Consider the following 25,243-nt stretch of genomic DNA (forward strand, 5'->3'; position numbering starts at 1 on the left):
AAGAACCTCCGCTAATCGCAAACCAAAAAAAAGACACATTTGCACCCCATTCAGACAGGATCCACTCTATAGCCACACCCCAGCCAGGATCGGATTGACAGGTTCTCTTGTGTTTTGGTGCAAAATCGAGTATAATTCTTATTGATTGTGGACAAAAAGCACAAAGATATATCTCTATAGATACGGAATCTATGTTTATTGATGAAGCCATAATACGGGTCAAGGCCGGCAACGGCGGGCCGGGCTGCGTGAGTTTTCGACGCGAAAAATACATCCCCAAGGGCGGGCCGGACGGCGGCGACGGCGGCGACGGCGGCAGTGTGTATTTCGTCGTGGACCCATCCAAGGATACCCTGCTGGACTTTTCGGGCAAACATGACTGGGAAGCCCAGAACGGGATGCCCGGTGAAGGCAAAAAAAAATTCGGATTAAACGGTGAGGACCTGGTGATTGCCGTTCCCCCCGGCACCATGATTTATGACCTGCATCGGGGAATCCTGCTCAAGGATATGAACGAGCCGGGAATGAAGGTCTGTATCTGCCGCGGCGGACAGGGTGGTCTGGGCAACGCCAACTTTGCCACCTCAACCCGACAGGCTCCTCGCTTTGCCCAGAAAGGCAAACCCGGACAGGAGCGCTACCTGCGTCTGGAGCTTAAGCTGATCGCTGATATCGGTCTGGTGGGGATGCCCAATGCCGGCAAAAGCACGCTGTTGTCACACTGTTCACGGGCCAAACCCAAGATTGCCAATTACCCGTTTACAACCCTCAGTCCGGTTCTGGGGATTGTGGAACTGGATAAGACGCGGCGATTTGTCATGGCCGACCTGCCCGGCCTGATTGAGGGGGCCCATAACGGCGCCGGGCTGGGGCATGAGTTTCTGCGGCATATTGAACGCACCAAGATTCTGGTGCATCTGCTGGATATCATGCCCAGCGACAACAGTGACCCGGTAGATAATTACAAGAAAATCCGTAATGAACTCAAACTGTACAGTGCCAGTCTGACCCGTAAGCCGGAACTGATTGTGCTCAACAAGGCCGACCTCGACCCGGATGCCATTTTGATCAGCGACATCAAAAAGCGGCTTAAAACCAAAAAGGTCATTACCATCTCCGCCGTATCCGGCCAGGGTCTGGATGAATTGAAAGAGAAACTCTGGGCAATGGTGGAAAAAAAGAAAAAACGCTCGTCTTAGACGACTCCGCCATTCCCTCAAATGAAACAGGCATTATATGAATATCATTGCTATTGATATCGGCAATACCAACATTAAGGTGGCCTTATTCCTGAATGATACCGAGCAGTATCTCAAAGCCATCTCAGGAAACGACCAGGACGTCAAACAGCAGCTTGCATCGCTGCTCAGGGAAAGCTGGAATCAGATTCCCCTGGTCCCCAGTGCAGCTATTCCGGTCCGGGACGGAGTCGTCGTGGTCAGCTCTGTCAAACCGGTCTGGACCCAGCTGGTCGAAGACACCGTCAAAGAAACCCTCTCGGAACGGATTTATCTGATTGGGCGGGATATTCCTCTGCCGATAGAAACCAATGTCGAAAATCCGCAGGAAGTTGGCACAGACCGGCTGGTCACCGCAGCGGCCGCGTTTGCCGTGGTGGAAGATGCCGTCGTGGTCGCCGATTTCGGCACCGCGATCACCATCGACCTGGTGGACGACAACGGCGTGTTCATGGGCGGTATCATCGCACCGGGCATGGCCATGGGAGCCAACGCCCTGCACACCGCAACGGCCAAGCTGCCGCAGGTGGACGTCATCCGGCCCGACAGCGTTTATGGCACCAATACCCGCAAGGCGATTACTGCCGGGCTTTTCTATGCCGCTGCAGGGTTATTGGAAACCATGACCCGCAAGTACGCCGAAGAGCTTGGCAAGTGGCCCCATGTCATCGTCACCGGCAACGCCGCATCCATCCTCAAGGACGAGTGCGAATTTGTTGATTCGTGGGTGCCGGAGCTGGCGGTACGAGGGATCGTCATTGCCTATAAGAAGCATATCTACGAAAAAGAACATATCGACGAACTGGACGCCGAAGACCGGAAGGGACGGTAATCGTGTCGGCAAAGGTCTGCGTCCTGACAGGCAAGGGGCATTCGGCCATCGGCAGTATCGCACTGTGGGGGCCGCAGGCGAAGGCGGTGCTGTCCGGCATATTCCGACCGTTGGGCAGATTCGAGGGATTTCAACTCGGCCGGATGTATCACGGTCAGATTGCTGATGCGGGTCATCTGATCGATGATGTTGTCGTCGGGCATGAAGACAATCATCTGTTTGTCATCCATTGCCACGGTAATCCTATTCTGCTCGAAACGGTGGTGCGTCTGTGTCTGGCCTGTGGGGCACAGCTGGGATCCCTGGATGCCATCCTGGATGATCTTGCCCCCGCCGCGGCATGGATTGAAAAAGAAGCCCGTCTGGAACAGCTTCGGGCTGTCACATTGGACGGCGTCCGAATCATTCAATCGCAAATCAACGCCGGCCTGAGTGCCGTCGTTCACCGCTGGCTCGCCGCAGATAACACAAGCCCGGTCGATACCATTCATCAGCAATGCCGGCAGATTCTGACCCGCAGTGTCATTGCCGGGCGGATGATTCACGGCGTGCGGATTGTGCTGGCAGGTCCGCCCAACAGCGGCAAGAGCGCCCTGCTCAATGCCCTGGCTGGCAGCGACAAAGCCATCGTCTCCGATACCGCCGGCACCACCCGCGACTGGGTCAGTGCCACAATCAAAATCGGCCCGCTTCGTGCCGACATCATCGACACCGCCGGTCTTGACCCACAGGCTATTCGCCAGGCTCCGGATGCCAGCGCCCAGCAGATGACCCGGCAGCTTTTGCAAGCGTGCGACTGCATTATCCTGCTGCAGGATGCAACCCAGCCTGCCGTTTTCAAATTCGCCTTGCCTGAATCGATACCCGTCGTCCGGGTCGTGAATAAATGCGACCTCGTCCAGCCAAAGCCGCAGACCGGCCATGTCTATCTCAGTGCCAAAACCGGCCAAGGAATCGACACCCTGCTGGAGGCTATCCCCAGTACTCTTGGCGTACCGACACTCAAACCTGGCGAGCCGGTCGCCTTCACCCCACGACAAACGCGGCTACTGGAAGACATCCTGCAATGCAATACTATCCAGCAGATACAGCAGGTTCTCAGGGATGGTTTTATTGCACCTTTTTCACGAGTTTTGTAAACATTTCCATACCCCCCCAGAGAGAATTTTAGATACTGACTGCACTGTATGGATTATTATAATAATAATCCATACAGTAACCTAAAAAAGGATACTCACTGAGATATTCGCTCAAAAATCCAGTCCGTGCAGGCCGTACCCTGTTTTATACCCTGCCTCGGATGGGTATTCTTTGCCAAAAGTCGTTCCGTTTTCACAATAAAAAAACGAAAGAGTGCCTGCCGTATCTCGCATTTATGGATATTTATAAGCCGTTATATCCTGTATTTAAAAAACCTGCCGCTGGCTTGTGCTGCAAGCCTCTTGCATTTCGGAACAAAATTTGGTAAGATTTGGCTATTCAATAGTCTCAGATGTCCAAGACTGAGATTCCCAACCAGTTTATAGGATTCTTTTAGAAGACACAACGCAGGCCGTGCGAAGGGTCTTTTGTACGTTACTGCGAACCGGAAAAGTTCAAGCAGAATCCGTATAAACTCTTTCCAGGGCAATATTAACGATAATCCATAACCGAGGGATAGTGTACGTCTATGCCTTATACGCCGTATCATTTTGGCCCCAGTGGACTGGCGGCCCTTGCGTGCAGACGATGGATCGATGTGCCGGTGTTTGTGCTGGCGAATGTCGCGATTGACTGCGAGGTCGTTCTGGACTGGATCTTCCAGCCCGGCTGGCCGGTACATCAGGCTGCGCATTTTCATACCCTGATCTTTGGTGCGTTGTTCGGGGCAGTCTATGGCGCTGCCATGTACGGCATCCGCCCGCTGCGGCGGTTGTGCGAATGGAGTATGAGCTGGTCGGGTTTGCCATACCGGGCGATTATGACCAAAATGATTTTGTCCGGCATTCTTGGTGTCTGGGCTCATATTGCAGTGGATTGCATTCACCACGAAGACGTGCAATTGCTCTGGCCATTCCGGATGGATAATCCGGTATGGAAATGGATGGTCGGTGCACATCTGGAACACCTCTATGATCTCCGCAACTGGGTGGTCACAGGGTGTATCGCCTGCTGGTGTGGGCTGGCTGTTTATTATGGCTGGCTGGTGGATGTCTTCAGTGTCCGTAAACAGCGTATCGAAGCTATCCGTAAAGCCCGTCAAAATACCGTCGAAAACGCACTGGCCAACAATTAGAAGCGCGTCATTGAGCCTGAATAACCCAGCACCGAATTGACTTCCGGGAAAAATTGGGCATAATAGACGGCAGTATGACTGCCCCAAAAATGAAAATCGACAAAGATGATGCCCGACGACGAGTCCTGGCCTTTTTCCCGATCCTTCGGGAGACGTACCCGGAAGCGAAAGTCTCGCTGGATTTCAACTCCCCCCTGGAACTGATGATTGCCACCATCCTGGCGGCTCAATGCACCGACGCCCGAGTCAACCTGGTCACCAAAGACCTGTTTAGAAAATATCGCAAACCCGAAGACTGGGTCAGGGTCCCCCGTGAAGAACTCCAACAGGATATCCGTTCAACCGGCTTCTATCGCAATAAGGCCGCCAGCATCCAGAAGGCCTGCCAGAGCCTGATTGACAACTTCGGCGGCAAAGTCCCCCAAACCATGGAAGAACTGCTGACCCTCGATGGCGTCGGGCGCAAAACCGCCAACGTGATTCTGGGCAACTGCTTCGGGGTTCAGGGTATTGTCTGCGATACCCACATGATACGGCTGTCCCGGCGGCTGGGATTATCAAATCACAGCGACCCGGTTAAGCTGGAGTTTGACCTGATGGATATCGTCCCCAAAGAGAAATACGGCGGTTGGACATTGTTTAGCCATTGTATCGTTTTTCACGGTCGGGCCTGCTGCAAAGCCCGCAAGCCGGAATGCCCCACCTGCCCTATTGCCCACTATTGCCCTGCAGCAAATCGACCAGACTTATGGTGAACACGCAACTGCTTTTGGTCGATATATCTGTAACAGTTGTGAAACAATTGACCTGTTGTCCGATAAAAAAGGTGCTTATGACTGATTATTCGAAGATTGCTGCGGAAGAAACCTGGCGGGTGTTCCGAATTATGGCCGAATTTGTGGAAGGCTTTGAGCTTCTGTCTCAAATCGGACCTGCTGTATCTATATTTGGTTCCGCTCGGACCGAACCGGGCACGAAGTATTATGAGCTGGCCGTCGAGACCGCCCGGGCCTGCGGCCAGGCAGGTTTTGCCGTTATCACCGGCGGCGGCGGTGGAATCATGGAAGCAGCCAACAAAGGAGCCCGCGAAGCCGGCGTCAAGAGCGTCGGACTCAACATCGAGCTTCCGCACGAGCAGATACCCAACAAATTCCAGAATATGTCGCTGCATTTCCGATACTTTTTCTGCCGCAAGGTGATGTTCCTCAAATATGCCCACGGCTTTATTACCATGCCTGGCGGATTCGGAACGATGGATGAATTATTTGAGGCACTGGTCCTGATTCAGACCCTCAAACAGGCCTATTTCCCGGTCATCTGCATGGGTACCGATTATTGGAAAGGACTGTTTGAGTGGGTCGAAAAGACCATGCTCAAAAAAAATGGCTATATTGATGAAGCGGATATGAACGTCTTTACCCTGTGCGATGACCCGCAGCAAGCAGTCAAGATTATTACCGACTTCCACAAGGCCAACGGTCGCGGTGGGCTCAAGCAACCGCCGGGCATTAAACGCACCTGGAACGGCGTCCAATAAACACACGTCCATTAAAAAAGGCTGCCAGAGAACACTCTGACAGCCTTTTTGATTTCTGCTTGAAATAGGACTATATCTTTTTGCCGGTCACTTTCTGAGTCACCGTAGCCGAAGCGTCAGTACCTTCACCCGGACGTCCCATTGCAGGACTGGTCATTTCGCCGGTTAATTTATCGCCTTCGAGCTGACCTTTGAACTGGTTTTCAATGCTTCTGTCGCCAAAACTCATCTTGACGGTAAAGCTGACTTTATTGTCTTCCATGACAACTTTGTCCACGGCCACCGGACCATACAGGGCACTCATATCCGGCATAACCATCAGCCACTGGGTCCGATCCCCGCGTTCTGAGGCAATAGTCAATTCCCAGGTTCCGATCAAGGCGCCGCCAATCCGTTTGCCTTCGATCGGGTTTTCGCCGCGCTGGGTTTTCATGATGCCTGAAATGGTATCGCCTTTGGCGGTCAGTTCATACGTCATCTCGCGCGTCTGAGCAGGCTGTTCCTGGCCTTCTCTCTGACGGCCCTGCATGGTACGCTTGAAGGTCAGCTTGCCATCGGCATACGTCACGTCTGTCGCGGGGGTTTCGCCACGCTGGGTCTTCCAGATGGCTGAAAACTTGCCTTCTTTATCCTGACTGACAATCAGGGTCGAGGTCATCGTCTGGTCGCCACGCTGGGTCTGGAATTCCCAGGCACCCACAACCGCGGGCTTGGCTTTCATCAAGGTTCCTTCAAGATCAAATTGGCCAAAATCACTGGACGTGGAGCCCTTGAGCTTGCCGTCTTTGATTGTGCCGGTAAACGTCGAGGTGGATTCGTTGCCGCCCATGCGGTTAACCTGGGAATAGGTCAGCTTGTCCCCTTCCAGCTTGATATCCTTAAGCTCAGTGACACCAAAAAAGCTGACTGCCTTGCCGATGAGTTTGCCTTCTTTGTCTTTGGAAAACGACAAAAGGGACTCCATAGGCCGGCCATTAAAGTCCGCCTTGACCTGCCAGATGCCGACGATATCGGCCTCGGCCGCAATCGCTGCAGGAACCATCCAACACACTGCCATCAGCCCTGCGATTGTAAGTAATGCTGTTTTTTTCATGCTACACTCTCCTTACATTCTGATAGATTTGATAGGTACCCGACCACATTGCCGAGCATGCCTGTCTGGTTTTTAGACGCTTCATGTCCTGACCTAAAAATCATAGATATAACTTAGACGGTGAACATGATACAGATATTTCATTATTTTCTATGATTTGACGGAATTGTGGTTTTGTTTGCCTGGGCAAGAGTGTGGCCAGATCAATAGATGGTATATCCTTTCTTAGGTTCCTAAAGGCAATCACTGCCAAAAATAGCTATTATGGATTTAACATAGTCACTATCGGATATACTCTATATGCAGGATAACGTATGTGCACGGTCATTTTCCGGAAATAAAACCACAGACAGAGTACCCAGGCGGCGTTGATGACACTGCGAATGGAATCGCACAAGCCTGCCCCTGCATACGTTCAAAATAGCTCCTCTTGAATGCAGCTTATCGATTGGTCATCGCCTCATGGTAATGTTCGGCCAGATACTCTTCTTTGGGCCCGCCCAGATGGGACCAGGGCAGCACCTTGCCGGGCGTATAGGCTCGCTGGGCACAGGCATCCAGGTCCATGCCATTATCGGCAAAGGCCTTTTGCCAGACGGTGATATTGAAGCACTCGTCCCACAAATCGAACTTCGCCCCCGCCCGCCAGGCGGATTCGATTACCGCACCCAGCCTGCGGTCGCCGCGGGCCAGTGCCGACTCCAGCACACTGCATTCGATGTGATGAAACTTCAGCGACACGCAGCGGGCATTGAGTTGCCGCTTGCGGTCGATCATGATTTGTTTGGCACGATGGAAATAGTCTGCTGAGGCCTGACCCAGCCAGCCAAACGGCGTATGCGGCTTGGGAACCAGCCAACTGACTGCAGCATTGACACTGGCCGGACGACCGCGAACCTCTCGCGAGAGCATCGCGATGCGATACGACAAATCCACCACCGCCGCCAGGTCGGCTTCGGTCTCGCCGGGAAAACCCGCCATAAAATACAGCTTGACCTTCTGGAATCCGGCCTGATACGCGGCGCGCACCGCAGCAAACAAATCCTCATCCGAAATCGGCTTATTGATCATTTTCCGCAGGGCCGGACTGGCCGCTTCCACCGCAATCGTCAACCCGCTTTTGCGAACCGCCGTCACCATCTTGGGCAATAGCTTCAGTTGCTCCTGTACCCGCAGGCTCGGCACCGAAAGACCGACATGCCGGGGAGCAAAATAGGCCGTAAGCTTATCGATCAATTCTTCCAGATGCGGATAATCGGCCGTCGATAGCGACAGCAGGCTGATGGTATCGTAGCCGGTCGCGGCGTATTGCTGTTTGGCAATGTCCACTATCCGGTCGGGACTGCGATAGCGAATCGGCCGCCGGCAAAATGACGCCTGACAAAACCGGCATCGCCCCGGACAGCCCCGCATAATCTCGATGCTGATGCGGTCGTGCACCGCTTCAACAAACGGCACGACCGGCCTGGCGGGCACCGGAGCGTTTTCAAAATCCTCCACGGCGGCATTTTCCAGACGGGCGGGAACACCGGCGGCTTTAGGACGAATCGACTTCAATTCCTCGCCGTCATAGTCCACTTCATACAGCGACGGCACATACAGGCAATCGAATTGTTTAGCTGCGGCCAGCAGAAAGTCTGCTTTGGAATGGCCCTGCTGCTTACACTGTCGATATAATTCTATCACTTTAGGCAGTACCTCTTCGGCCTGCCCGAGGAAAAACAGATCCGCAAAATCCGCCAGCGGCTCGGCACAGTTGGCAATCTGACCGCCGACGACAATCAGCGGATGGGCCTCGGTCCGCTGCAAAGCCCGCACCGGCAGGCCGGCCAGGTCTATCATATTCAAAAACGCCGTATAGCACAGCTCATTGGTCAGGCTGAATCCTAAAATATCAAAATCCCGTACCGCGGCTTTGGATTCGAGGGTAAACAGCGGCAGGCTGAGCTTTCGCATCAGCTCCTCGGCATCCAGCCACGGAGCAAAGACCCGCTCGCAGGCCACGCCGGGGTCACGGTTCAGCAGGTCATACACAATCGCCAGCCCCGTATGGCTCATGCCGATTTCATATACGTCGGGAAACGCCAGCGCCACCCGGACATCACAGTCGGCCAGATTTTTCCGCGTCTGATTGATTTCGCCGCCGATATAACGGCCCGGCTTCCGCACAAACGGCAGAAATTCCGCATCCACCCGGGACTTTAGTATCTCTGGATTTTTTCGATTCATTCCGATATTATACACAAAAAGTCGTTTTTGTACAGGCAAACACCATGACAAACAAGCTGCAAAATGTCGGAAAATATATCGCCCCGGCCGTTTTTCTCTGTGTTCTGGGCGGTCTGATGTGGTACCAGTCGCACCAACACCATGGTTACTACAACAGCGGCTACCGGTCTGTGATGGGCACTTTTGCCCAGGTTACTGTTGCGGCAGCCAGCGAGGAGCAGGCACACAGTTTTATCACTGCCGCCTTTGCCGAGATGGACAAGGTCAACCGGATTATGAATGACTGGGATCCAAATTCCGAAATCTCGCAATTGACCCAGACGGCCTATCCTGAACCCAAAGTTGTCAGCCCGGAATTATTTGAGGTCATTGCCGCATCGGTTGAATACAGCAAGCTTAGTGAGGGAGCATTTGATATCACCGTCGGGCCGGAAACCCAGCTCTGGCGGCAGATGCAGAAAACCGGACAAAAACCTTCCCCTGAAGCACTGACCACGGCCCGGGCCAAAGTCGGCTATGAAAAAGTAACGCTTAATCCGGCAGAAAAGACGGTTCAATTTGCCGTCGAAGGGATGAAGCTGGATGTGGGGGCCATTGCCAAGGGGTACGCCGTCGATATCGCAATGGAGGCCATGCGGACACAAGGGGCAGTCGCGGGCATGGTGGATTTGGGCGGCAATGTCCGCTGTTTCGGCCCCGGCCCGGCAGGCGGCAACTGGTACATCGGCCTGCGTGACCCTCGCCATACCGAAAAAACTCTCATTAAGCTGCGGCTTAATGAGATGGCCGTTGCCACCAGCGGCGACTATGAACGATATGCTGTCGTGGACGGCCAGCCGCAAAGCCATATTCTCAATCCCAAAACCTCCGAATCGGTCAAGGAACTGGCCAGCGTTACGATTATCGCACCTACAGCAATGCAGGCCGACGCGCTATCCACTGCCGTCAGCGTGCTGGGCAAGGAAAAAGGGCTGGCTCTCATTGAAAAAATCCCTGGCGTCGAGGCCATTGTGATGACCTCGGCTCAGCCGGATCAGCGAATTGAAACCCCCGGCGCAAAACAATTTATTGAAATGGATTAATGGAGTTGACCATGAAAAAGATTGCTTTGTTATGTTTGATCGTTCTGGCAGCAAGTCTTATTCCTTCTGCGGGATTCAGCGGCAGTACGATTCCGGAAGGCTATACCGAAATCTCCATCGAAGGATTTCAGATTCTGGTCCGCGACTCTTTAATCCGGCGGGATGCGGCCCTGTGGGAAAACACACGCCGGGAATTGGCCAGCCAGCTGTTTCGTATTGTTCGGGATGTGCCTGAGATCGCCGTTCAGCGGCTTCGGCAAAGTCCTGTCTGGATTGAAGATACCGACGCCCCCAGTGCCATGTGGGCTCACATTGATGTCGGCTGGCTGAAGGCCAACGGCTACCTGCCCGAGAAAGTCAACTGCATTGAGATTCGCAATCCCCGACTGTTTGTATCATGGTGCAAAGATCAGCCCTCGATGGTGCTTCACGAAATGGCACACGTCTATCACAATAAATTCCTGCACCGCAACCCCGAAATTCAAAAAGCCTATCAGGATGCCCTTCAAAGCGGCACGTATGAAAAAGTCCTGCATATCAACGGCCGAACCGTCCGCGCCTATGCGATGAACAACGATATGGAATATTTTGCCGAGACCGCAGAAGCCTTCTTCGGCACCAATGATATGTATCCCTTTGTCCGGGCGGAACTGAATATCCACGACCCGAACATGTTTGAATTGCATAAAAGACTATGGACTCTGCCTGACGAAAAGAGTACTACAAATTGAATGGGGCTTTATTTGTTGGCCAGGGTATCCAGATACCCCAGGCACAGGGCCGACCAGGTTTCCAGCGTATTTTCGACCGCACGCAATTCCGGCAGCGACATAAACGTCATCTGGGTAATCATCTGCTCGCGGCGAGTAACCTCCGGTGCAGCCAGCGTCCACAGGTGAACCACGCCCAGATGCACACTGCCGACTTCATTGGAATCGTCATTGAGCAATGCGACGATCTGATTGGTGAATTTCGTGCCGACCGTCACTTCTTCTTCCACCTCACGCTTGACGGCATTGAGATAGGTGTCATAAAAGTCGCCGAACAGGGCCATATCATCGGTGGGATTGATATGTCCGCCGATACCGATGGAGCGATTGCCGACCAGGCGCGTCTCGCCGGCCCGCTTGCCCCGGACGTAGCTGAGATACCGCCCGTCGCAGGTCATCAGCACATAGGGAATAATCTGCTTGAACGAAGGGTCCTTCTCGGCCAGGGAGCGAGGCATAAACCGCGGCACGCCGGGGGCAAATATCGATTTGAGATACTTGTCCGTATCCATCATCAATCCGTGGAATATCCCGATTTTTTCGAGTTCCTTACGCGGGATTACTAATACCTGTTCTTCCTGAGCCATATTATTATATTCTGTATTGGGTTTTTCTGTTAGCGGGGCAATCCCCAAAGGGAATTACTGTAAAGCATATCCCCTGAAAGTCAACGCCAAAATGCGTGAATCGCATGGGGCACTTCGACTACGAAGCCGCTGCGGCTTGCTTGTCCTCGGGATTGACATCCGCCGGGGCGGTTTTGCCGCGATAGACGATCACCTTGGTCGGGCATTTGGTCATCGCCGTAGTTACGGCCTCGGACGGGGCATATTTGTCATAATTCATCCGCGACAGATTATCCGCCACCGTGAATAAATCCGTCTGCTTGGCACAAATACCGCAGCCAATGCAGCCGACCTTGCAGAAGGCACGGGTATTTTTGCCGTTTTCCCGGCTGCTGCAGGCCACCGCCACCATCGGTTCGTTGGTAAACGGAACCATCTTGATCAAAAACCGGGGACAGGCCCTGCTGCAGGCACCACAGCCGGTGCATTTGCTGTAATCCACCGTTGCCAGACCATTGACAATATGAAGAGCATCAAATTTGCACGACCGAACACAGTCGCCAAATCCCAGGCACCCGAACACACATGCCTGCACCGGCGGCTGGGCATTGGCTGCGGTACAGGCCGGAATACCCCGATACCGGGCATAGAATGTCTTGTCGGTTTTATGTCCGCGACAGTGAACAATAGGCCGCTGCGGAGCGCCCGAACCGCTGATTTGCAGATTCAGAACAATAGCGATTTTATTCATCGCATCCGCACCGCCGGGAGAACAGCGTCCCAGCAATTCCGGATTGGCCGCCACCGCTTTGGCATAGGAGGCACAGCCGGCAAATCCGCAGGCCCCGCAGTCGATCTTGGGCAGAGCTGCATAGACTTGTTCCACTTTGGGGTCCTGCTGAACGCGCAGTTTAATGCTGGCAATGAGCAGGACGACGGCAAAACCGGCCCCGAGGCTAAGCATCAGTAAGGCGGCCGGCCATGAGGCCTGAAAATAATCCATTGCAGAGGCCGAAAGAATATAGTTTTCCATGGTTTAATCTTTCATCGATCCAATAACGAGCTTACTTAATCATTCCCGCAAACCCCATAAATGCCAGCGTCAGCAATCCGGCAGTAATCAGAGTAATCGGGGCCCCCTGAAGGCACTCGGGAATATCTGCCAGAGCAAGATTTTCTCGGATGCCGGCCATAATGCAGATGGCCATGGTAAATCCAATCCCGGCACCAAAGCTCAGCACCACCGCCATCAGGATATCATTAACCTGCCACAGGTTCAAAAACAGGCACAAGCCCAGAATAACGCAATTGGTCGTAATCAGTGGCAGAAAGATACCAAAGGCCTCATACAGCGTCGGGAAAAATTTCCGCAGGTACATTTCCACCAGCTGGACGGCTCCGGCAATCACCAGAATAAAACAGACATAGCGAGTGACTTCCAGTGCCGTTCCCAGCAAAAACAAATGGTCAATCAGCCAGGTCAATGTCCCGGCCAGGGTGGTCACAAAGGTCACGGCCAGCCCCATGCCGAAGGCCATATCCAGCCGTCCGGAAACCCCCAGATACGGGCAGCAGCCCAGAAACTTGGTAAAAACCAGGTTGTTAATCAGAACGATGCTGATAAAAACCAGGACGATATGTTCCAAATATTCCATAATCCTTTACTCCAGAGAACCTGAATCGATACTGACCCTGCTTAACCTTTTCCAGTGGGCCGGGGCGAAAGAACCATCTGCCGCGGCATCAGACCCGTTGGATAATCAGGCTTTTTTCTTAGTCACCAGGTTGACCAATCCAAGCATCAGTCCCAGTGTAACAAATGCACCCACCGGCATCGCCATTCCCGCCCAGGGTACAAAACTGCGGGGCATCACCTGTATGGTTTCAAAAATCCTGCCGGTGGACAGGACTTCCCGGATCGAAGCCAAAATACACAGCACCACGGTAAAACCAATACCATACGCCAGACCATCCACCACACTGATCCAGGGGCCGTTTTTGCTGGCACAGGCTTCCGCCCGGCAGATAATGATGCAATTGACGATAATCAACGGAATATAGGGGCCTAATTTGGCACTCATATCCGGCAGATACGCCTTCAAAAACAAATCCGCAATCGTTACGAATGTAGCGATGGTCAGGGTGAACATCATGATGCGCAGATGCGGCTTGAGCAGGTTTCGCATCAGGCTGACCACCAGATTGGAACAAATCAGAACAAAGATCACACTAAGCCCCATGGTCAGGGCGGCCTTGGCGCCGGTCGTTACTGCCAGCGTCGGACACATCCCCAGCAACAGACGCAGCACGGGATTTTCCGACCAGATGCCGGCGGCAATAGTCTTGCCAACGGTTAATTGTTTATCTGCCATATTCGGTACCTTAAGGATTGATCAGGTTTTTTTCTGTCAGTTGTTTTTGAATCGGTTCAATAAACTGATTCAGGATATTGATCACCGACTGGCTGGTCACCGTTGCGCCGGTAATCGCAATAATTTCAGAATCAATTTTTTTGTCATCCCCGAACTTGGCCAGCGTCAGCGGCGCAGCAGGGACGCCTTTGAACTGAGCCTGGTAAAACCCATCCTTAATATTGATTTTGTCGCCAAAGCCCGGGGTTTCGTTGCTGCTTAATACGCCAAAGCCCAGCAGGGTCTTGAATTGGGCATCGGCAGCAACAACCAACTTGATTTTGTCGGCAAAACCGCTGCCCTCACAGACAAACGCCCAGCCAACACACTGACCCGAGGCATCCAGGCCCTTGCGGACATCGGCCTTGATGCTTTTGCCGCCGCCAAAATCCATCACGCTTTTACCGCCCTGCAGTGCCAGTGTGATTTCATCCTGGACCGGTTCAAATCGTTCCGCCGCCGGCAAGAGTGACCGGGCCAGATTATTGAATTTATTGATTTCGTTCTGGGCAATTTTGGGCGCCCAGGCGGTATTGGTCACTGCCAGCAAACCGCCGAAACATACCGACGAAAGCATCAGCAGCCAGCTTTCCCGGAAAAACAATGCAATCTTATTGGACATGGGGTTTTCCTCCTGCCGGAATCAGCCGGGTAAAGCGGTCTATCAACGGAGTCAGGGCATTCATAATCAGGATCGCATACATCACACCTTCGGGGTATTCACCCAGAATGCGAATCAGCATAATCAGTACGCCGACCCCAATACCGAAAATAAACTCCCCTTTGGATGTCAACGGCGACGTCACCGGATCGGTCGCAATAAAGAAGGCACACAGCATCATGCCGCCGCCGACAAGGTGATAAACAGGACTGACATACACCTCCGGCTTAATCAGCCAGCCGATTGAAGCCACCACAGCCGCTGAAAGCAACACCATGGCCGGGATCCGCCAGGTAATGGTATTGCGAATCAGCATATAAATCCCACCCATCAGAATCGCCAGGGCACTGGTTTCACCCAGACAGCCGCCCTCTGCACCGAAAAAGGAATCCCGGTAAAACTTGCTGACTTCCACGGCATTTTCCTGACCTTTGAGCGACGCCTTGCTCCAGGCCATTGCCGTCGCCTGGGTGGTGGCATGGGTATTGGCCGCAGTCATCTTCTTGAGGCCTTCATCTTGGATCGTCGCCGGCGTCGTCCAGGACGTCATCAGCGTTCCAAAAGAAATCGCCAGAAACACACGGGCAGCCATCGCCGGATTGAACACATTATAACCAAGCCCGCCATAAAGCATCTTGACAATCAGGATGGCAAAGGCTCCGCCAATCACCGCAACCCACCAGGGAGCCGCCGGCGGCAGAGAAAACGCAAGAATCACTCCTGTTACAACCGCACTGAGATCACGTAACGAATTGGGTTTCCTGCGAATGATATTGACCAGCCATTCACTGAGCACACAGGAACCGACTGAACACAACAGCAACACAACGGCGTATTGGCGAAAAAACCAGATCGATGCGGCCATCGGAAACGCTAGTCCAATCAGCACATCCAGCATAACCCGCTGGGTGGACAGCGGCTGGCTGATATGCGGGGCCGGCGAAACGGTTATCTTACTGAGCATGGAAACAAAATCCTTTCAATCGCTTAGAGATGTCAGCTATGCTTTTTTCTTTGCTCGGGCGACCAACAGCTTTCCGGTTTTAATATATCCGGTCAATTCGATATTGGCCGGACATACATAACTGCAGCAGCCGCACTCGATACAGGCGGACATGAAGTACTGCTCCTGGGCCATCTCTAATTTGTTGGCTTTGACCGCATGAGCAATCCGGGTGGGGTTGAGATTCTCCGGGCAAACCGAAAGACACCGCCCGCAGCGGATACAGGCCGTCTGAGTCTGGTTAAATTTGGCCTCGGTCACTTCTTTTCGGGTCAGAAACGTAAGTCCGCCATTGGTTTTGGTAATCGGAGTCGAAAAATCCGCAATTGCAAACCCCATCATCGGTCCGCCCATGACCACCTTGGCCGCAGTTTCGGTCAATCCCCCGCAATAATCAATCAATTCCTGAACACTAATTCCGATAGGACAATAATAATTGCCCGGCTTACAAATCGCCCGGCCTGTCACAGAAACCACACGATGGGTCAGCGGATTCCCGCAGACTACCGCTTCGGCGATCGCCGCTGCCGTGGCAACATTCACAACACAAGCTCCAATAACCGGCGGAATACTGTTTGTGGGTACAATTTTGTTCCAAACGGCACGTATAAGCTGTCTTTCGCCGCCCTGTGGATATTTTGTTTTCAGGGGAACAACTTGGATATCTTCCTCATTTCCGAGTGATTCTATCGCCTTATTGAAGGCCGTAATGGCTTCGGGCTTGTTGTCTTCAATTCCGATTCGAATTTGATCGACTCCGGCGGCCTTTGCTGTAAGTCTAATACCAGCAAGAACTTGCCACGTCCACTCAAGCATCACCCGGTAATCACACGTTAAAAACGGCTCACATTCGCAGCCATTGACAATCAGGATCGTCTTGGGCATCGCGGGATTGGGTTCGATTTTGACCCGAGCAGGAAAGCCTGCTCCACCCATACCGACAATGCCTGCATCCTTAATCGCTCGGCAAATCTGTTCAGAAGTCCATTTCGAAGGGTCAAAACTGGCATCAAACCGCCCGGCCACTGGCAATTTGGGTTCGTTTTGCGCAGGATCAACCTCGATGACCACAGCCATTGTCCTGCCCAACACCGGATGAGGAGCCAGGGTAATATCCTTAACCGTCCCATGGACCGGGGAATGAATGGGCGCCGAGACAAAGGCATCTGAAGAGCCAATCAGCTGCCCTGCCCTGACTGTATCCTTTTTATTGACAACAGGTTTGCACGGAGCCCCCAAATGCTGACTCAGTAAAACCACAACCTGTTTTGGATTCGGAATAACCTCGATCGGTCGTCCCTGACTGTACTGCTTGCCTTCCGGCGGATGAACCCCGCCGGGAAAGGTAAATTTACCTCGTGTTTCCATCACGCTTTTCCTATTTAGGACATCTTGAATGTCCGGATTTGTGTCGAATCAAAAAACGAATCCCCAAAATTGTCACAGCGGCGGCGACCAGACCCATACTCAACAACGCCACCGTAAGCAATTTGGGGTTATCGATTTTGTTTTTTAACCACGGCTGGGCAATCCCCGCGGCACAGACAAATGCCGCTACGGGTAGAACGAAAGCCTCAATCGCTTTCCAGGTAATATTCGGGCCTTTAGACTGGCCTACGATCCGATAGACCTCTTTGCAGGTATCTTGATGCCCGCAGCCGGCACAATGTTTATCCATTTATTGTTCCGCTTTCACAAGTAATGCGTTTTATATAGTCCAAAGCCCGCCCCTTTGCAAGAAGATTTTTGGCTGTTGCGGTACGGCGCGTTTAAAGATTTGCAATTGGCATAAGAATCGGGTATAATTGATGTTTCTATCAACAATAACAGAGTAACCCTGTCGGTTTTTATGGAACGTACAGATAATCTAAACATCAAATGTTTCCGGCCATTAATTACGCCGGAGGAACTGAAGCGGGAATTTCCGCAGACCCAAGAGGCTGCGCATCTGGTTGCTTCCTCGCGAAAGGTTATCCAGAACATCCTGACCAACAAAGATAAACGCCGACTGGTAATTACCGGACCTTGCAGCCTGCATGACCGCGAAGCAACTCTCGAATATGCTGGACGGCTGAAGAAGCTGCAGATGGAGCTATCCGGGAAAGTTTTGCTGGTCATGCGGGCCTATTTCGAAAAACCCCGTACGACGCTGGGCTGGAAAGGGATGCTGTATGATCCCCATCTGGACGGCTCGTACGACATCGAATTCGGCCTGCGGCAGTCTCGCAGCATTCTCTCGGAGATTGCCCGGCTCGGACTACCGGCGGCCACCGAAATTCTGGAACCGATTATTCCACAATATTTGTGTGATTTGATCAGTTGGGCTGCGATTGGGGCCCGAACCAGTGAATCACAGATCCATCGGCAGATGGCCAGCGGTCTTTCGATGCCGATCGGCTTCAAAAATGCCACAGACGGCAATCTTGCCGTTGCGATGGACGCCATTAAAGCCGCCGCCAGTCCGCATTCGTTTCTGGGTATTGACCGCGACGGCAGAGTCGTCATTGCCGAAACCAAAGGGAATAAATACGGGCATCTGGTCATGCGTGGCGGAACAGGCGGACCCAATTTTGCCAGTGAATTTGTCGCATTTGCCGAGGTTCTGCTGCAAAAGGCTCATATCGACAACGGCATTATCATCGATTGCAGCCATGCCAACTCGCACAAGGATCACAAACGGCAAAAAGACGCCCTGTATGACGTCGCCGACCAGATTCGCAGCGGATCCACGGTGATTGCAGGTGTAATGCTCGAAAGCTTTATCAGGGAAGGCCGGCAAAGCATTGGCTCCGTGGGCCAGCTAAAATATGGGGTTTCCCTCACCGACTCTTGTATCAGTTGGGAAGAAACCGAAGAGCTGATCCGCAACTTCGCCGGAGCAATTTCCTTATAAATTTCTGCCTAATAGTATTTCCGCGGGATTTATCTTAAATTGTAACATTTTTGATGTGTCTCGTCCCCCATCTGCCCCTTTTCGTTGTATGGTGATTTTTCCCATCCTGAGATTCCCTCTCTCCGTTACCACAATGTCGCCTTCCGAAAAAAAACGAATCACTCTATCAATAGGCCACAAGGCCCACTGTAGATCATTTTTTGTTTTTTGAATAACAAGCCACCATTGAGCTGCCTGTTGATCTTCTCCAGCAAAAATCGTTCTCAAGATGATTGCTTTATTGTCATTAAAAAATTGAATCAACCTTTTCTGCTCATCAAGAGAAAATTCATCCGCAAACATTCTTCGGGCGTCACGCCCTCTTTTGGATGGAGGTAAATAACCTGTATACAACTTGAGAAGACGCTCAACATCAGATGGAATATTCCACAATTCGCAATAACGATCAACCCATCGTTTGTCAATTTGATTATATCCCCGCACATTGCTGACGAGCTTAACCTGAATGAAATCAACAGATGACCATCTCCCTCGTCTACTTTTACTGAAATATCAGCTTTATATGAGCCTGTAATTTGATTTGCGCGGACAGCAACGATCTTTTCAATTTGGTGTCCTAATAAAACCAGCCAATGTTGTGCTACAGGATCTGTTTGCCAATGATTGAAACCTGCAATTACCTCATTTTCATTTTTAAAACCGCGTCGCGCAGTAATAGACCCCAGATGTCTTGAACCAGGACGTGTCATAACTCTCTCCTTTACAGACAAATAACACAATATGAATCAAAGTGTAACCAATCAATGACTGTTGATTTGGTCGTAACATTATGTTAGTGTCGGATATATTGGTTTATTTTCTGAGGGAAATAATGGACAAAAACCTGTTATTTGATGACATATCATCAGGGCCTAGCCAATACAAAAAAGGTCCGAGAGCTCCTTTTGCCTGGTATGGTGGCAAATTTTACTATGCAAAATGGATCATAGACCATTTCTGTTCCCACCGCGTCTATATTGAACCTTTTGAAGGTGCAGCCAATATCCTATTAAATAAAAATCATAGTGATGTAGAAATATTTAATGATTTGGACAATCGAATTGTCAATTTCTTCAGAGTCCTTCGGGACAAAAAAAATTCGACGAATTAATTCGACTATTAAATCTTACTCCATATAGCAGGAAAGAATTCGAAGATATTATTGCTCAAGAAGATTCCAATGACCCTGTCGAAAATGCATGGCGTTTTTTTGTCACATGCCGTCAAGCCATTGGTGGCCTTGGGATGTCTAAATTAACGGCATCCAGTTGGGCAATGAGTCTAAGAACAAGAAGGGAAATGGCAGAGCCTGTTTCAAAATATTTGTCTGCAATAGAAGGCATTCAAGAAATTGCTGAACGTTTTCGCACAGTAGCAATTGAAAATATGGATGCGATAAAATTAATCAAAAAATATGATTGTCAGGACGCTTTGATTTACTGTGACCCCCCTTATCTTCCAGAAACAAGATATGGTGCAAATGCTAATACCTATGCTTTTGAAATGAGCTATGAAGATCATGAGACTTTATTGAATACTCTTAATGACTGTAAATCACATGTCATTATTAGTGGTTATCATTCAGACCTCTATGACATGAAGTTACGAGGGTGGAGGATGGATTCTATAGAAGGAAAATCGCATATTGCCAATTCAGGGCAAATACGCAAAGAAGTATTGTGGATGAACTGGTGATATCTGAAAGGGTATAAATTTACTTCCACTGGTGCTGGCGCACGCTGGCCAGGATTTTTTCCGCACATTCCAGGGCGGCAAGGCCCTCTTCGGCAGTCACTTCGGGCCGGCATGAGGGATCGACTACTGCTTTCAAAAATGCCTGTTGTTCGATCTTAAGCGGCTCGGCATCGGTAATATCCAGCTGTTCGATATGCAGCATATCCGTCCAGTTGACCGTGGAAAAATCAAAGTCCTGTGCAGCCTGATGCTCACGAATCCACTTGACCACATCCACATTGGGGTCGGTCTTGATGACAATACCTTCTTTGGATTGATAGTTCAGACTCAGATAGGCCTGTCGGCTGAAGATACGGACTTTGCGTTCGGTCTTCAGGGCAAGCCGGGAGGCTGTGATGTTGGCAATGCAGCCGTTTTCAAACGTAATACGGGCATTGCAAATGTCTTCATGGTCGGCGATGACGTTGACGCCGACGGCTTCGACACTTTTGACGGGGCTGTTGGCCAGCGACAAAATAATATCAATATCGTGAATCATCACGTCAAGCACCACACCAATATCCATCGACCGGAATGGGTAAGGGCTAACACGTGTTGCCTCGATAAACATCGGCTCGATATGCAGCCGCTTCATGGCCTGCACGACGGGATTACACCGTTCAGAATGCCCCACAGCCACGACGGTATTATATTGTTTGGACAGCTCGACAATCCGCCGGCCTTCTTCGACGCTGGCGGCCAGCGGTTTTTCTATCAGGACCGGAATGCGATTGGAAATCAGCAGTTCAGCCAGATTCTTATGAACCACGGTGGGCGCGGATATCGTCACGGCATCGACCTGACCGATCAATTCCTTCGGGTCAGTCAGGGCCTTGCAGTGGTGCTGTTTGGCCAGATTCTGAGCCTTGACCGGGTCGGCATCCACTACCGCCACAAGCCGGGCCTCTTCCAGTTTGCCATAGACCTTGGCATGAATGCCGCCCATCTTGCCGGCACCGATAATCGCTGTACGGATTGTATCCATCCCTGTGTCCTGCCGCCTGCGGCGGCCATGCACGCTCGTTAATCTCGGAATAATTCCAGATGCCGCCCGAAACGCTGTTTGCCCATGTTTAACATATGGTCCACAATCGCACGAACATTTTCGTCCAGGCCGTCCTGAGCAGCCAGGATTTTAACCTGCTCCAGGACCGGCTTTTTAGACCGCCAGATGAACCGATAGGCCTGCTCAATCAGTTCCTGCTGCTGTTCACTCAGACCAGCACGCCGGATGCCGCGCTTATTAATACCGCGAACCTCGGAAGGATAATGCCCGCTGACAATCATATACGGCGGAATATCGTGGGCAATGCCGGTGTAGCCGGCAGCATAACACCACTTGCCAATGGTACAGAACTGATGCACCGCAACCATACCCGACAACCATACTCCGGTCTGGAGATGACAATGACCGCTGATCTGGGTATAGTTGCTCATTACAATATGATCACCGAGCACACAGTCATGTCCGATGTGCACACCAATCATCAGCAGATTATTGCTGCCGACGACCGTTTTCTGGTCGGGGTACATGCTCGGATGGATTGTAACAAATTCACGGATATTGTTGTTGTCGCCGATTTCCAAGCCACCCATCGGGCGGTTGAAATTCAGCACCTGCGGCGGACGACCAATGACACAGTTGGCAAACAGCCGGTTGTTTTTGCCCAGCTTGACGTTTTTGCCAACAACCACATGAGCATCCAATATGGTTCCGTCGCCAATTTCCGCACCCGCATCGACCATGGTAAACGGACCAATTACCACATCATTCCCCAGTTTTGCAGTTTTATCTACGACTGCACTCGGGTGTATTTCTGAAGCCATACGCGTCAATAAACCTCCCTTAAGTCATACCGTCGCGGACGTCAAACCATTTCGTCGTCCACGAGCATAAATTTCAATTGGGCCTCGGCAGCGACTTCATCGCCAACCATAGCCATACAGTTACATTTAGCCGCCCGGCTGCGTACTTTATCCGCTTCGGCAATCAGGACAAGCTGGTCACCCGGAATCACGGAGCGACGAATCTTGACCTGATCAATCGTCAGCAGCACAGCCAGCTTACCCGTGTTTTCCAGTTTCTGCGAAAACAGGAGCCCGGAGACCTGCGCCAGCGCTTCTACGATCAGTACGCCGGGCATGACGGGCGTTCCCGGAAAATGCCCCTGGAAAAACTGTTCGTTAATCGTGACATTCTTGATGCCCTTAATGCGGTGGTCGCCCTCAATCTCAATGACCTTGTCCACCAGCAAAAAAGGATAGCGATGAGGCAGAATTTTTTGAATGCGCCGGATGTCCAGCAGGGGCCGGTCCCCCTGGGCCATTTTTTTTTCCTGTTTGCGGGCCTGTTCGACAATCTTCTGCACCAGCTTCTGGTTGAGATGATGGCCTGTCTTATAAGCCACGATACGGCCCAGAATCGGCCGGCCGGCCAGCTTCAGATCGCCAATCAAATCCACGACCTTGTGCCGGACGCATTCATTGTCAAATCGATAGCTGTTTTTGATGGGACCATCGGAACTAATGACCAGAATATCCTTAGGGCCCAGATGTGTGCCGATTCCCATCGCCTGCATTTGACGGGCCTCCGCTTCCAGGACAAACGTACGGGCCGAAGCCAAATGCTGCTTGAAATGCATCTCCGACAGCTCACAGGAATAGACCTGCCGCCCGATCCCGGTGAACTGGGTATAATCGAGATCATAGGTGATACTCAGCCCCTGCCCGCCATTGGGCAAGGCATAAATCGATTTATCCCCTTCGGTAATACAAATCGAATCGGTAATCACTATCTCCCGACGGGGAACCGCCTGTTCCACAATTCCGCATTTGAAAATCGCCTCGAAATAATCCTCCGAACTGCCGTCCAGACCGGGCAGCTCAGGACCGTCAATCTCAATAACCATATTATCAATGCCCAGCGCATGGATGGCCGCCAGGCAATGCTCCGGAGTTTCCACATACACATCACCGTTTTGCAGGGCACTGCGTCGGTCGCGATGTGAAATATATTCCGGCAGCACCGGAATTTCCACCGGCACATCCATATCTGTACGGACAAAGACAATCCCCTTGTCGGCCTCGGCAGGCTTGAAAACCACCTTCGCCTCTTTGCCGCCAAACAGTCCTTTGCCGGACAATTTACATTCCGACTTGATTGTTTTTTGCTGACTCAAGCTGTTCCACTCGCTTTGACAGTTTTTTTAGTTCCCTGGCCATCTCGGGCAGATCTTGAAAGACATTCACACACCGCATCTGCTGATGCCAGTTGATCGCCGGCGTACCCCAGAGTTTTTGTCCGGGCTCCGTATCGTGAACAATCACAGACTGCACTCCGGCAATCGTTCCGCTGCCAACAGTCACATTGTCCGACACACCGGAACGTCCCCCCATCACCACGCCGTCACCCAGGTGGGCACTGCCGGCAATGCCGACCTGTCCGGTTATCAGACACGCCCGGCCAAGAATCACATTATGCGCGATTTGGACCAAATTATCAATCTTGCTCCCGGCACCAATGATCGTATTACCGAATTTTGCACGGTCCACACAGGAATTGGCCCCGATTTCCACTTCATCTTCAATAATGACCCCGCCATTATGAGGAATTAATTGATGTCGCCCATCAATAAATGAATATCCAAAACCTACCGAACCAATCGTTGTATTGGATTGTATCACACAAAAATTGCCTATTTTACAACGATGATAGACCGTAACGTTGGCGTCCAGGCGCGAATGGGCTCCAATGGTTGAATGTTCGCCGATGGAGCAATTCGGACCTATGGTGGTTCCCGGTCCGATAGTTACGAAATGGCCGATATAAGCCCCAGGCCCAATCGAGGCCGTGGGGTCAATTTTTGCTGTCGGCTCAATCACCGCCCGCGGATGAATCCCCTGCTGAGGCGTTAATTGGGGAGCAAACCATTTCAACACAGCGATCAGCGACTTAGAGACATTGCCGACCACCAATTGCGGCATCGTACAATCCGGCAACGCTTTTTCAACCATCACCGCCGCGGCTCGCGATGCGGATAATTTACCCAGATGTTTCGCTGAACTGAGAAAACAGACTTCCTCCGGCGAGGCATCCTGGATCGTGTTGATTCCGGTGATCCAGACGGAACCTTCACCAATCAGCTGTGCATCGAGACGGGCAGCCAGATCCGATAACAACAATTTGAATTTGGCATCACTCATGATGACCGCCTATTTCGACGCATCCAGCGCCGACAAAACCTCTTCTGTAATATCCACCTGGTCGCCGCAATAAAGGACTTTCTTGGTACGAATACTCAGCATAAAATCGCGCAAGCTGGCAGCAGGCAAATCCAGCTGTTCCTGGGCCAGAACAACATCCAGCTCTTTTTTCTGAGCGACTTCTTTGATGATATCCAGCATCTGGGTATAGAGGCTTTCCGTCCACTGCTGCATTTCCATATTGACTTTTTCCTGATAAAACTTGTCTTTGGCCTCCAGGAGACTCTTTTTATCAAGAAATTCTTTCATCGCATCGACATAATCTTTGGTGTTGGTTTTCAACAGATCCATATTGGCCTGGATGGCTTCGAGGGCCTTTTTATCCTTTTGAAACTCAGCCTTCATCGTCGTTTCTTCGGCGGTCATTTTTTCCTGCCAGGCCTTATGTTTTTTGCTGTTTTGCAGCACTTTGGTCACATCCACCACCGCAATCTTGGCTGGAGCAATTTGCTTTTCGCCGGCAGCTACACCCTGACGATATCCAAATGAAAGACACACCGCCACAACGATGACTCCGGCCAGCAACATTTGATTAAGCTTCATATCAGCAATCCTTTCTTATATGATAATCCTGTATTTTATACGGTTGCAATTCAATCTGTTGAATACAATGCGAT

27 protein-coding genes are annotated in these 25,243 nt (G+C 51.6%); 11 read left to right on the forward strand and 16 right to left on the reverse strand.

What is annotated here, in order from left to right; translation table 11 throughout:
* The first annotated feature begins 191 nt into the window (after positions 1–191).
* The 6 genes from obgE (at position 192) to ACQ9LF_RS11365 (ending at position 5,882) form a co-directional block, all read left to right on the forward strand.
* Entirely contained in the window at positions 192–1,199 is a 1,008-nt protein-coding gene (gene obgE / locus ACQ9LF_RS11340; protein ID WP_462489521.1) for a GTPase ObgE, read from the forward strand.
* A 37-nt stretch (positions 1,200–1,236) separates the two neighbouring features.
* Positions 1,237–2,070 carry a type III pantothenate kinase gene (locus tag ACQ9LF_RS11345; protein WP_462489522.1) on the forward strand — a complete coding sequence of 278 codons (834 nt, stop codon included), beginning with the start codon at positions 1,237–1,239 and terminating at the stop codon, positions 2,068–2,070.
* Between the two features lie 2 nt (positions 2,071–2,072).
* On the forward strand, positions 2,073–3,209 hold the full coding sequence (locus ACQ9LF_RS11350; protein WP_462489523.1) for a GTP-binding protein: 1,137 nt from the start codon (positions 2,073–2,075) through the stop codon (positions 3,207–3,209).
* A 530-nt stretch (positions 3,210–3,739) separates the two neighbouring features.
* Entirely contained in the window at positions 3,740–4,345 is a 606-nt protein-coding gene (locus ACQ9LF_RS11355) for a metal-dependent hydrolase (protein WP_462489524.1), read from the forward strand.
* A 74-nt stretch (positions 4,346–4,419) separates the two neighbouring features.
* A complete protein-coding gene (nth, locus tag ACQ9LF_RS11360) occupies positions 4,420–5,100 on the forward strand; it encodes an endonuclease III (RefSeq protein WP_462489525.1) in 681 nt (226 codons plus the stop codon).
* A gap of 77 nt (positions 5,101–5,177) precedes the next feature.
* Positions 5,178–5,882, forward strand: coding sequence for an LOG family protein (locus ACQ9LF_RS11365; protein ID WP_462489526.1), 705 nt, complete (start codon positions 5,178–5,180; stop codon positions 5,880–5,882).
* A 70-nt stretch (positions 5,883–5,952) separates the two neighbouring features.
* On the opposite strand, the gene ACQ9LF_RS11370 is transcribed toward ACQ9LF_RS11365, so the two are convergent.
* On the reverse strand, positions 5,953–6,975 hold the full coding sequence (locus tag ACQ9LF_RS11370) for a hypothetical protein (protein ID WP_462489527.1): 1,023 nt from the start codon (positions 6,973–6,975) through the stop codon (positions 5,953–5,955).
* Between the two features lie 441 nt (positions 6,976–7,416).
* Positions 7,417–9,204 carry a TIGR03960 family B12-binding radical SAM protein gene (locus ACQ9LF_RS11375; RefSeq protein WP_462489528.1) on the reverse strand — a complete coding sequence of 596 codons (1,788 nt, stop codon included), beginning with the start codon at positions 9,202–9,204 and terminating at the stop codon, positions 7,417–7,419.
* Between the two features lie 44 nt (positions 9,205–9,248).
* Between ACQ9LF_RS11375 and ACQ9LF_RS11380 the strand changes: the two genes are divergently transcribed.
* The gene (locus tag ACQ9LF_RS11380; RefSeq protein ID WP_462489529.1) at positions 9,249–10,286 is read left to right on the forward strand and encodes an FAD:protein FMN transferase; all 1,038 of its coding nucleotides are present in this window, start codon (positions 9,249–9,251) and stop codon (positions 10,284–10,286) included.
* A gap of 11 nt (positions 10,287–10,297) precedes the next feature.
* Positions 10,298–11,017: a M90 metallopeptidase family protein gene (locus ACQ9LF_RS11385; protein WP_462489530.1), complete on the forward strand. Its 720-nt coding sequence runs from the start codon at positions 10,298–10,300 to the stop codon at positions 11,015–11,017.
* A gap of 8 nt (positions 11,018–11,025) precedes the next feature.
* Here ACQ9LF_RS11385 and ACQ9LF_RS11390 read toward each other — a convergent pair whose 3' ends face one another.
* The 8 genes from ACQ9LF_RS11390 to ACQ9LF_RS11425 form a co-directional block, all read right to left on the reverse strand.
* Positions 11,026–11,643, reverse strand: a complete 618-nt coding sequence (locus tag ACQ9LF_RS11390) for a hypothetical protein (protein WP_462489531.1) — start codon at positions 11,641–11,643, stop codon at positions 11,026–11,028.
* Between the two features lie 118 nt (positions 11,644–11,761).
* The gene (locus ACQ9LF_RS11395) at positions 11,762–12,655 is read right to left on the reverse strand and encodes an RnfABCDGE type electron transport complex subunit B (protein WP_462489532.1); all 894 of its coding nucleotides are present in this window, start codon (positions 12,653–12,655) and stop codon (positions 11,762–11,764) included.
* A 31-nt stretch (positions 12,656–12,686) separates the two neighbouring features.
* Complete coding sequence (locus tag ACQ9LF_RS11400) at positions 12,687–13,277, reverse strand: electron transport complex protein RnfA (protein ID WP_462489533.1); 591 nt, start codon at positions 13,275–13,277, stop codon at positions 12,687–12,689.
* A 105-nt stretch (positions 13,278–13,382) separates the two neighbouring features.
* Positions 13,383–13,994, reverse strand: coding sequence for an electron transport complex subunit RsxE (gene rsxE, locus ACQ9LF_RS11405; RefSeq protein ID WP_462489534.1), 612 nt, complete (start codon positions 13,992–13,994; stop codon positions 13,383–13,385).
* A 10-nt stretch (positions 13,995–14,004) separates the two neighbouring features.
* Complete coding sequence (locus ACQ9LF_RS11410; RefSeq protein WP_462489535.1) at positions 14,005–14,655, reverse strand: FMN-binding protein; 651 nt, start codon at positions 14,653–14,655, stop codon at positions 14,005–14,007.
* Positions 14,645–15,658 carry an RnfABCDGE type electron transport complex subunit D gene (locus tag ACQ9LF_RS11415; RefSeq protein ID WP_462489536.1) on the reverse strand — a complete coding sequence of 338 codons (1,014 nt, stop codon included), beginning with the start codon at positions 15,656–15,658 and terminating at the stop codon, positions 14,645–14,647. The genes ACQ9LF_RS11410 and ACQ9LF_RS11415 overlap by 11 nt, the downstream gene beginning before the upstream one ends.
* 36 nt (positions 15,659–15,694) lie before the next feature.
* A complete protein-coding gene (gene rsxC / locus ACQ9LF_RS11420; RefSeq protein ID WP_462489537.1) occupies positions 15,695–17,065 on the reverse strand; it encodes an electron transport complex subunit RsxC in 1,371 nt (456 codons plus the stop codon).
* A gap of 10 nt (positions 17,066–17,075) precedes the next feature.
* On the reverse strand, positions 17,076–17,375 hold the full coding sequence (locus ACQ9LF_RS11425) for a hypothetical protein (RefSeq protein WP_462489538.1): 300 nt from the start codon (positions 17,373–17,375) through the stop codon (positions 17,076–17,078).
* 171 nt (positions 17,376–17,546) lie between these two features.
* Here ACQ9LF_RS11425 and ACQ9LF_RS11430 point away from each other — a divergent pair, with 171 nt between their 5' ends.
* On the forward strand, positions 17,547–18,590 hold the full coding sequence (locus ACQ9LF_RS11430; protein ID WP_462489539.1) for a 3-deoxy-7-phosphoheptulonate synthase: 1,044 nt from the start codon (positions 17,547–17,549) through the stop codon (positions 18,588–18,590).
* On the opposite strand, the gene ACQ9LF_RS11435 is transcribed toward ACQ9LF_RS11430, so the two are convergent.
* On the reverse strand, positions 18,585–19,073 hold the full coding sequence (locus ACQ9LF_RS11435; protein ID WP_462489540.1) for a PDDEXK family nuclease: 489 nt from the start codon (positions 19,071–19,073) through the stop codon (positions 18,585–18,587). The two genes, ACQ9LF_RS11430 and ACQ9LF_RS11435, sit on opposite strands and share 6 nt — an antisense overlap.
* Positions 19,074–19,461: 388 nt before the next feature.
* On the opposite strand from ACQ9LF_RS11435, the gene ACQ9LF_RS11440 reads away from it, so the two are divergent.
* Both ACQ9LF_RS11440 and ACQ9LF_RS11445 read left to right on the forward strand, forming a co-directional pair.
* Entirely contained in the window at positions 19,462–19,740 is a 279-nt protein-coding gene (locus tag ACQ9LF_RS11440; RefSeq protein WP_462489541.1) for a DNA adenine methylase, read from the forward strand.
* A 134-nt stretch (positions 19,741–19,874) separates the two neighbouring features.
* Positions 19,875–20,324: a DNA adenine methylase gene (locus ACQ9LF_RS11445; RefSeq protein ID WP_462489542.1), complete on the forward strand. Its 450-nt coding sequence runs from the start codon at positions 19,875–19,877 to the stop codon at positions 20,322–20,324.
* 19 nt (positions 20,325–20,343) lie between these two features.
* On the opposite strand, the gene ACQ9LF_RS11450 is transcribed toward ACQ9LF_RS11445, so the two are convergent.
* The 5 genes from ACQ9LF_RS11450 to ACQ9LF_RS11470 are packed head-to-tail and all read right to left on the reverse strand — an operon-like array spanning position 20,344 to position 25,169.
* The gene (locus ACQ9LF_RS11450; protein ID WP_462489543.1) at positions 20,344–21,348 is read right to left on the reverse strand and encodes a Gfo/Idh/MocA family oxidoreductase; all 1,005 of its coding nucleotides are present in this window, start codon (positions 21,346–21,348) and stop codon (positions 20,344–20,346) included.
* A 38-nt stretch (positions 21,349–21,386) separates the two neighbouring features.
* Positions 21,387–22,190 (reverse strand): acyl-ACP--UDP-N-acetylglucosamine O-acyltransferase, encoded by an 804-nt coding sequence (gene lpxA, locus ACQ9LF_RS11455; RefSeq protein WP_462489544.1) that lies wholly within the window; start codon positions 22,188–22,190, stop codon positions 21,387–21,389.
* 41 nt (positions 22,191–22,231) lie between these two features.
* Positions 22,232–23,542 (reverse strand): UDP-3-O-acyl-N-acetylglucosamine deacetylase, encoded by a 1,311-nt coding sequence (gene lpxC, locus ACQ9LF_RS11460; protein WP_462489545.1) that lies wholly within the window; start codon positions 23,540–23,542, stop codon positions 22,232–22,234.
* Complete coding sequence (lpxD, locus tag ACQ9LF_RS11465) at positions 23,508–24,566, reverse strand: UDP-3-O-(3-hydroxymyristoyl)glucosamine N-acyltransferase (RefSeq protein WP_462489546.1); 1,059 nt, start codon at positions 24,564–24,566, stop codon at positions 23,508–23,510. The genes lpxC and lpxD overlap by 35 nt, the downstream gene beginning before the upstream one ends.
* A 9-nt stretch (positions 24,567–24,575) precedes the next feature.
* The gene (locus ACQ9LF_RS11470) at positions 24,576–25,169 is read right to left on the reverse strand and encodes an OmpH/Skp family outer membrane protein (RefSeq protein WP_462489547.1); all 594 of its coding nucleotides are present in this window, start codon (positions 25,167–25,169) and stop codon (positions 24,576–24,578) included.
* Positions 25,170–25,243 lie beyond the last annotated feature (74 nt).

It is taken from the genome of Anaeroglomus insulsum (genome assembly GCF_050689095.1).
GTDB classification, from domain to species: Bacteria; Planctomycetota; Phycisphaerae; order Sedimentisphaerales; family Anaerohalosphaeraceae; genus Anaeroglomus; species Anaeroglomus insulsum.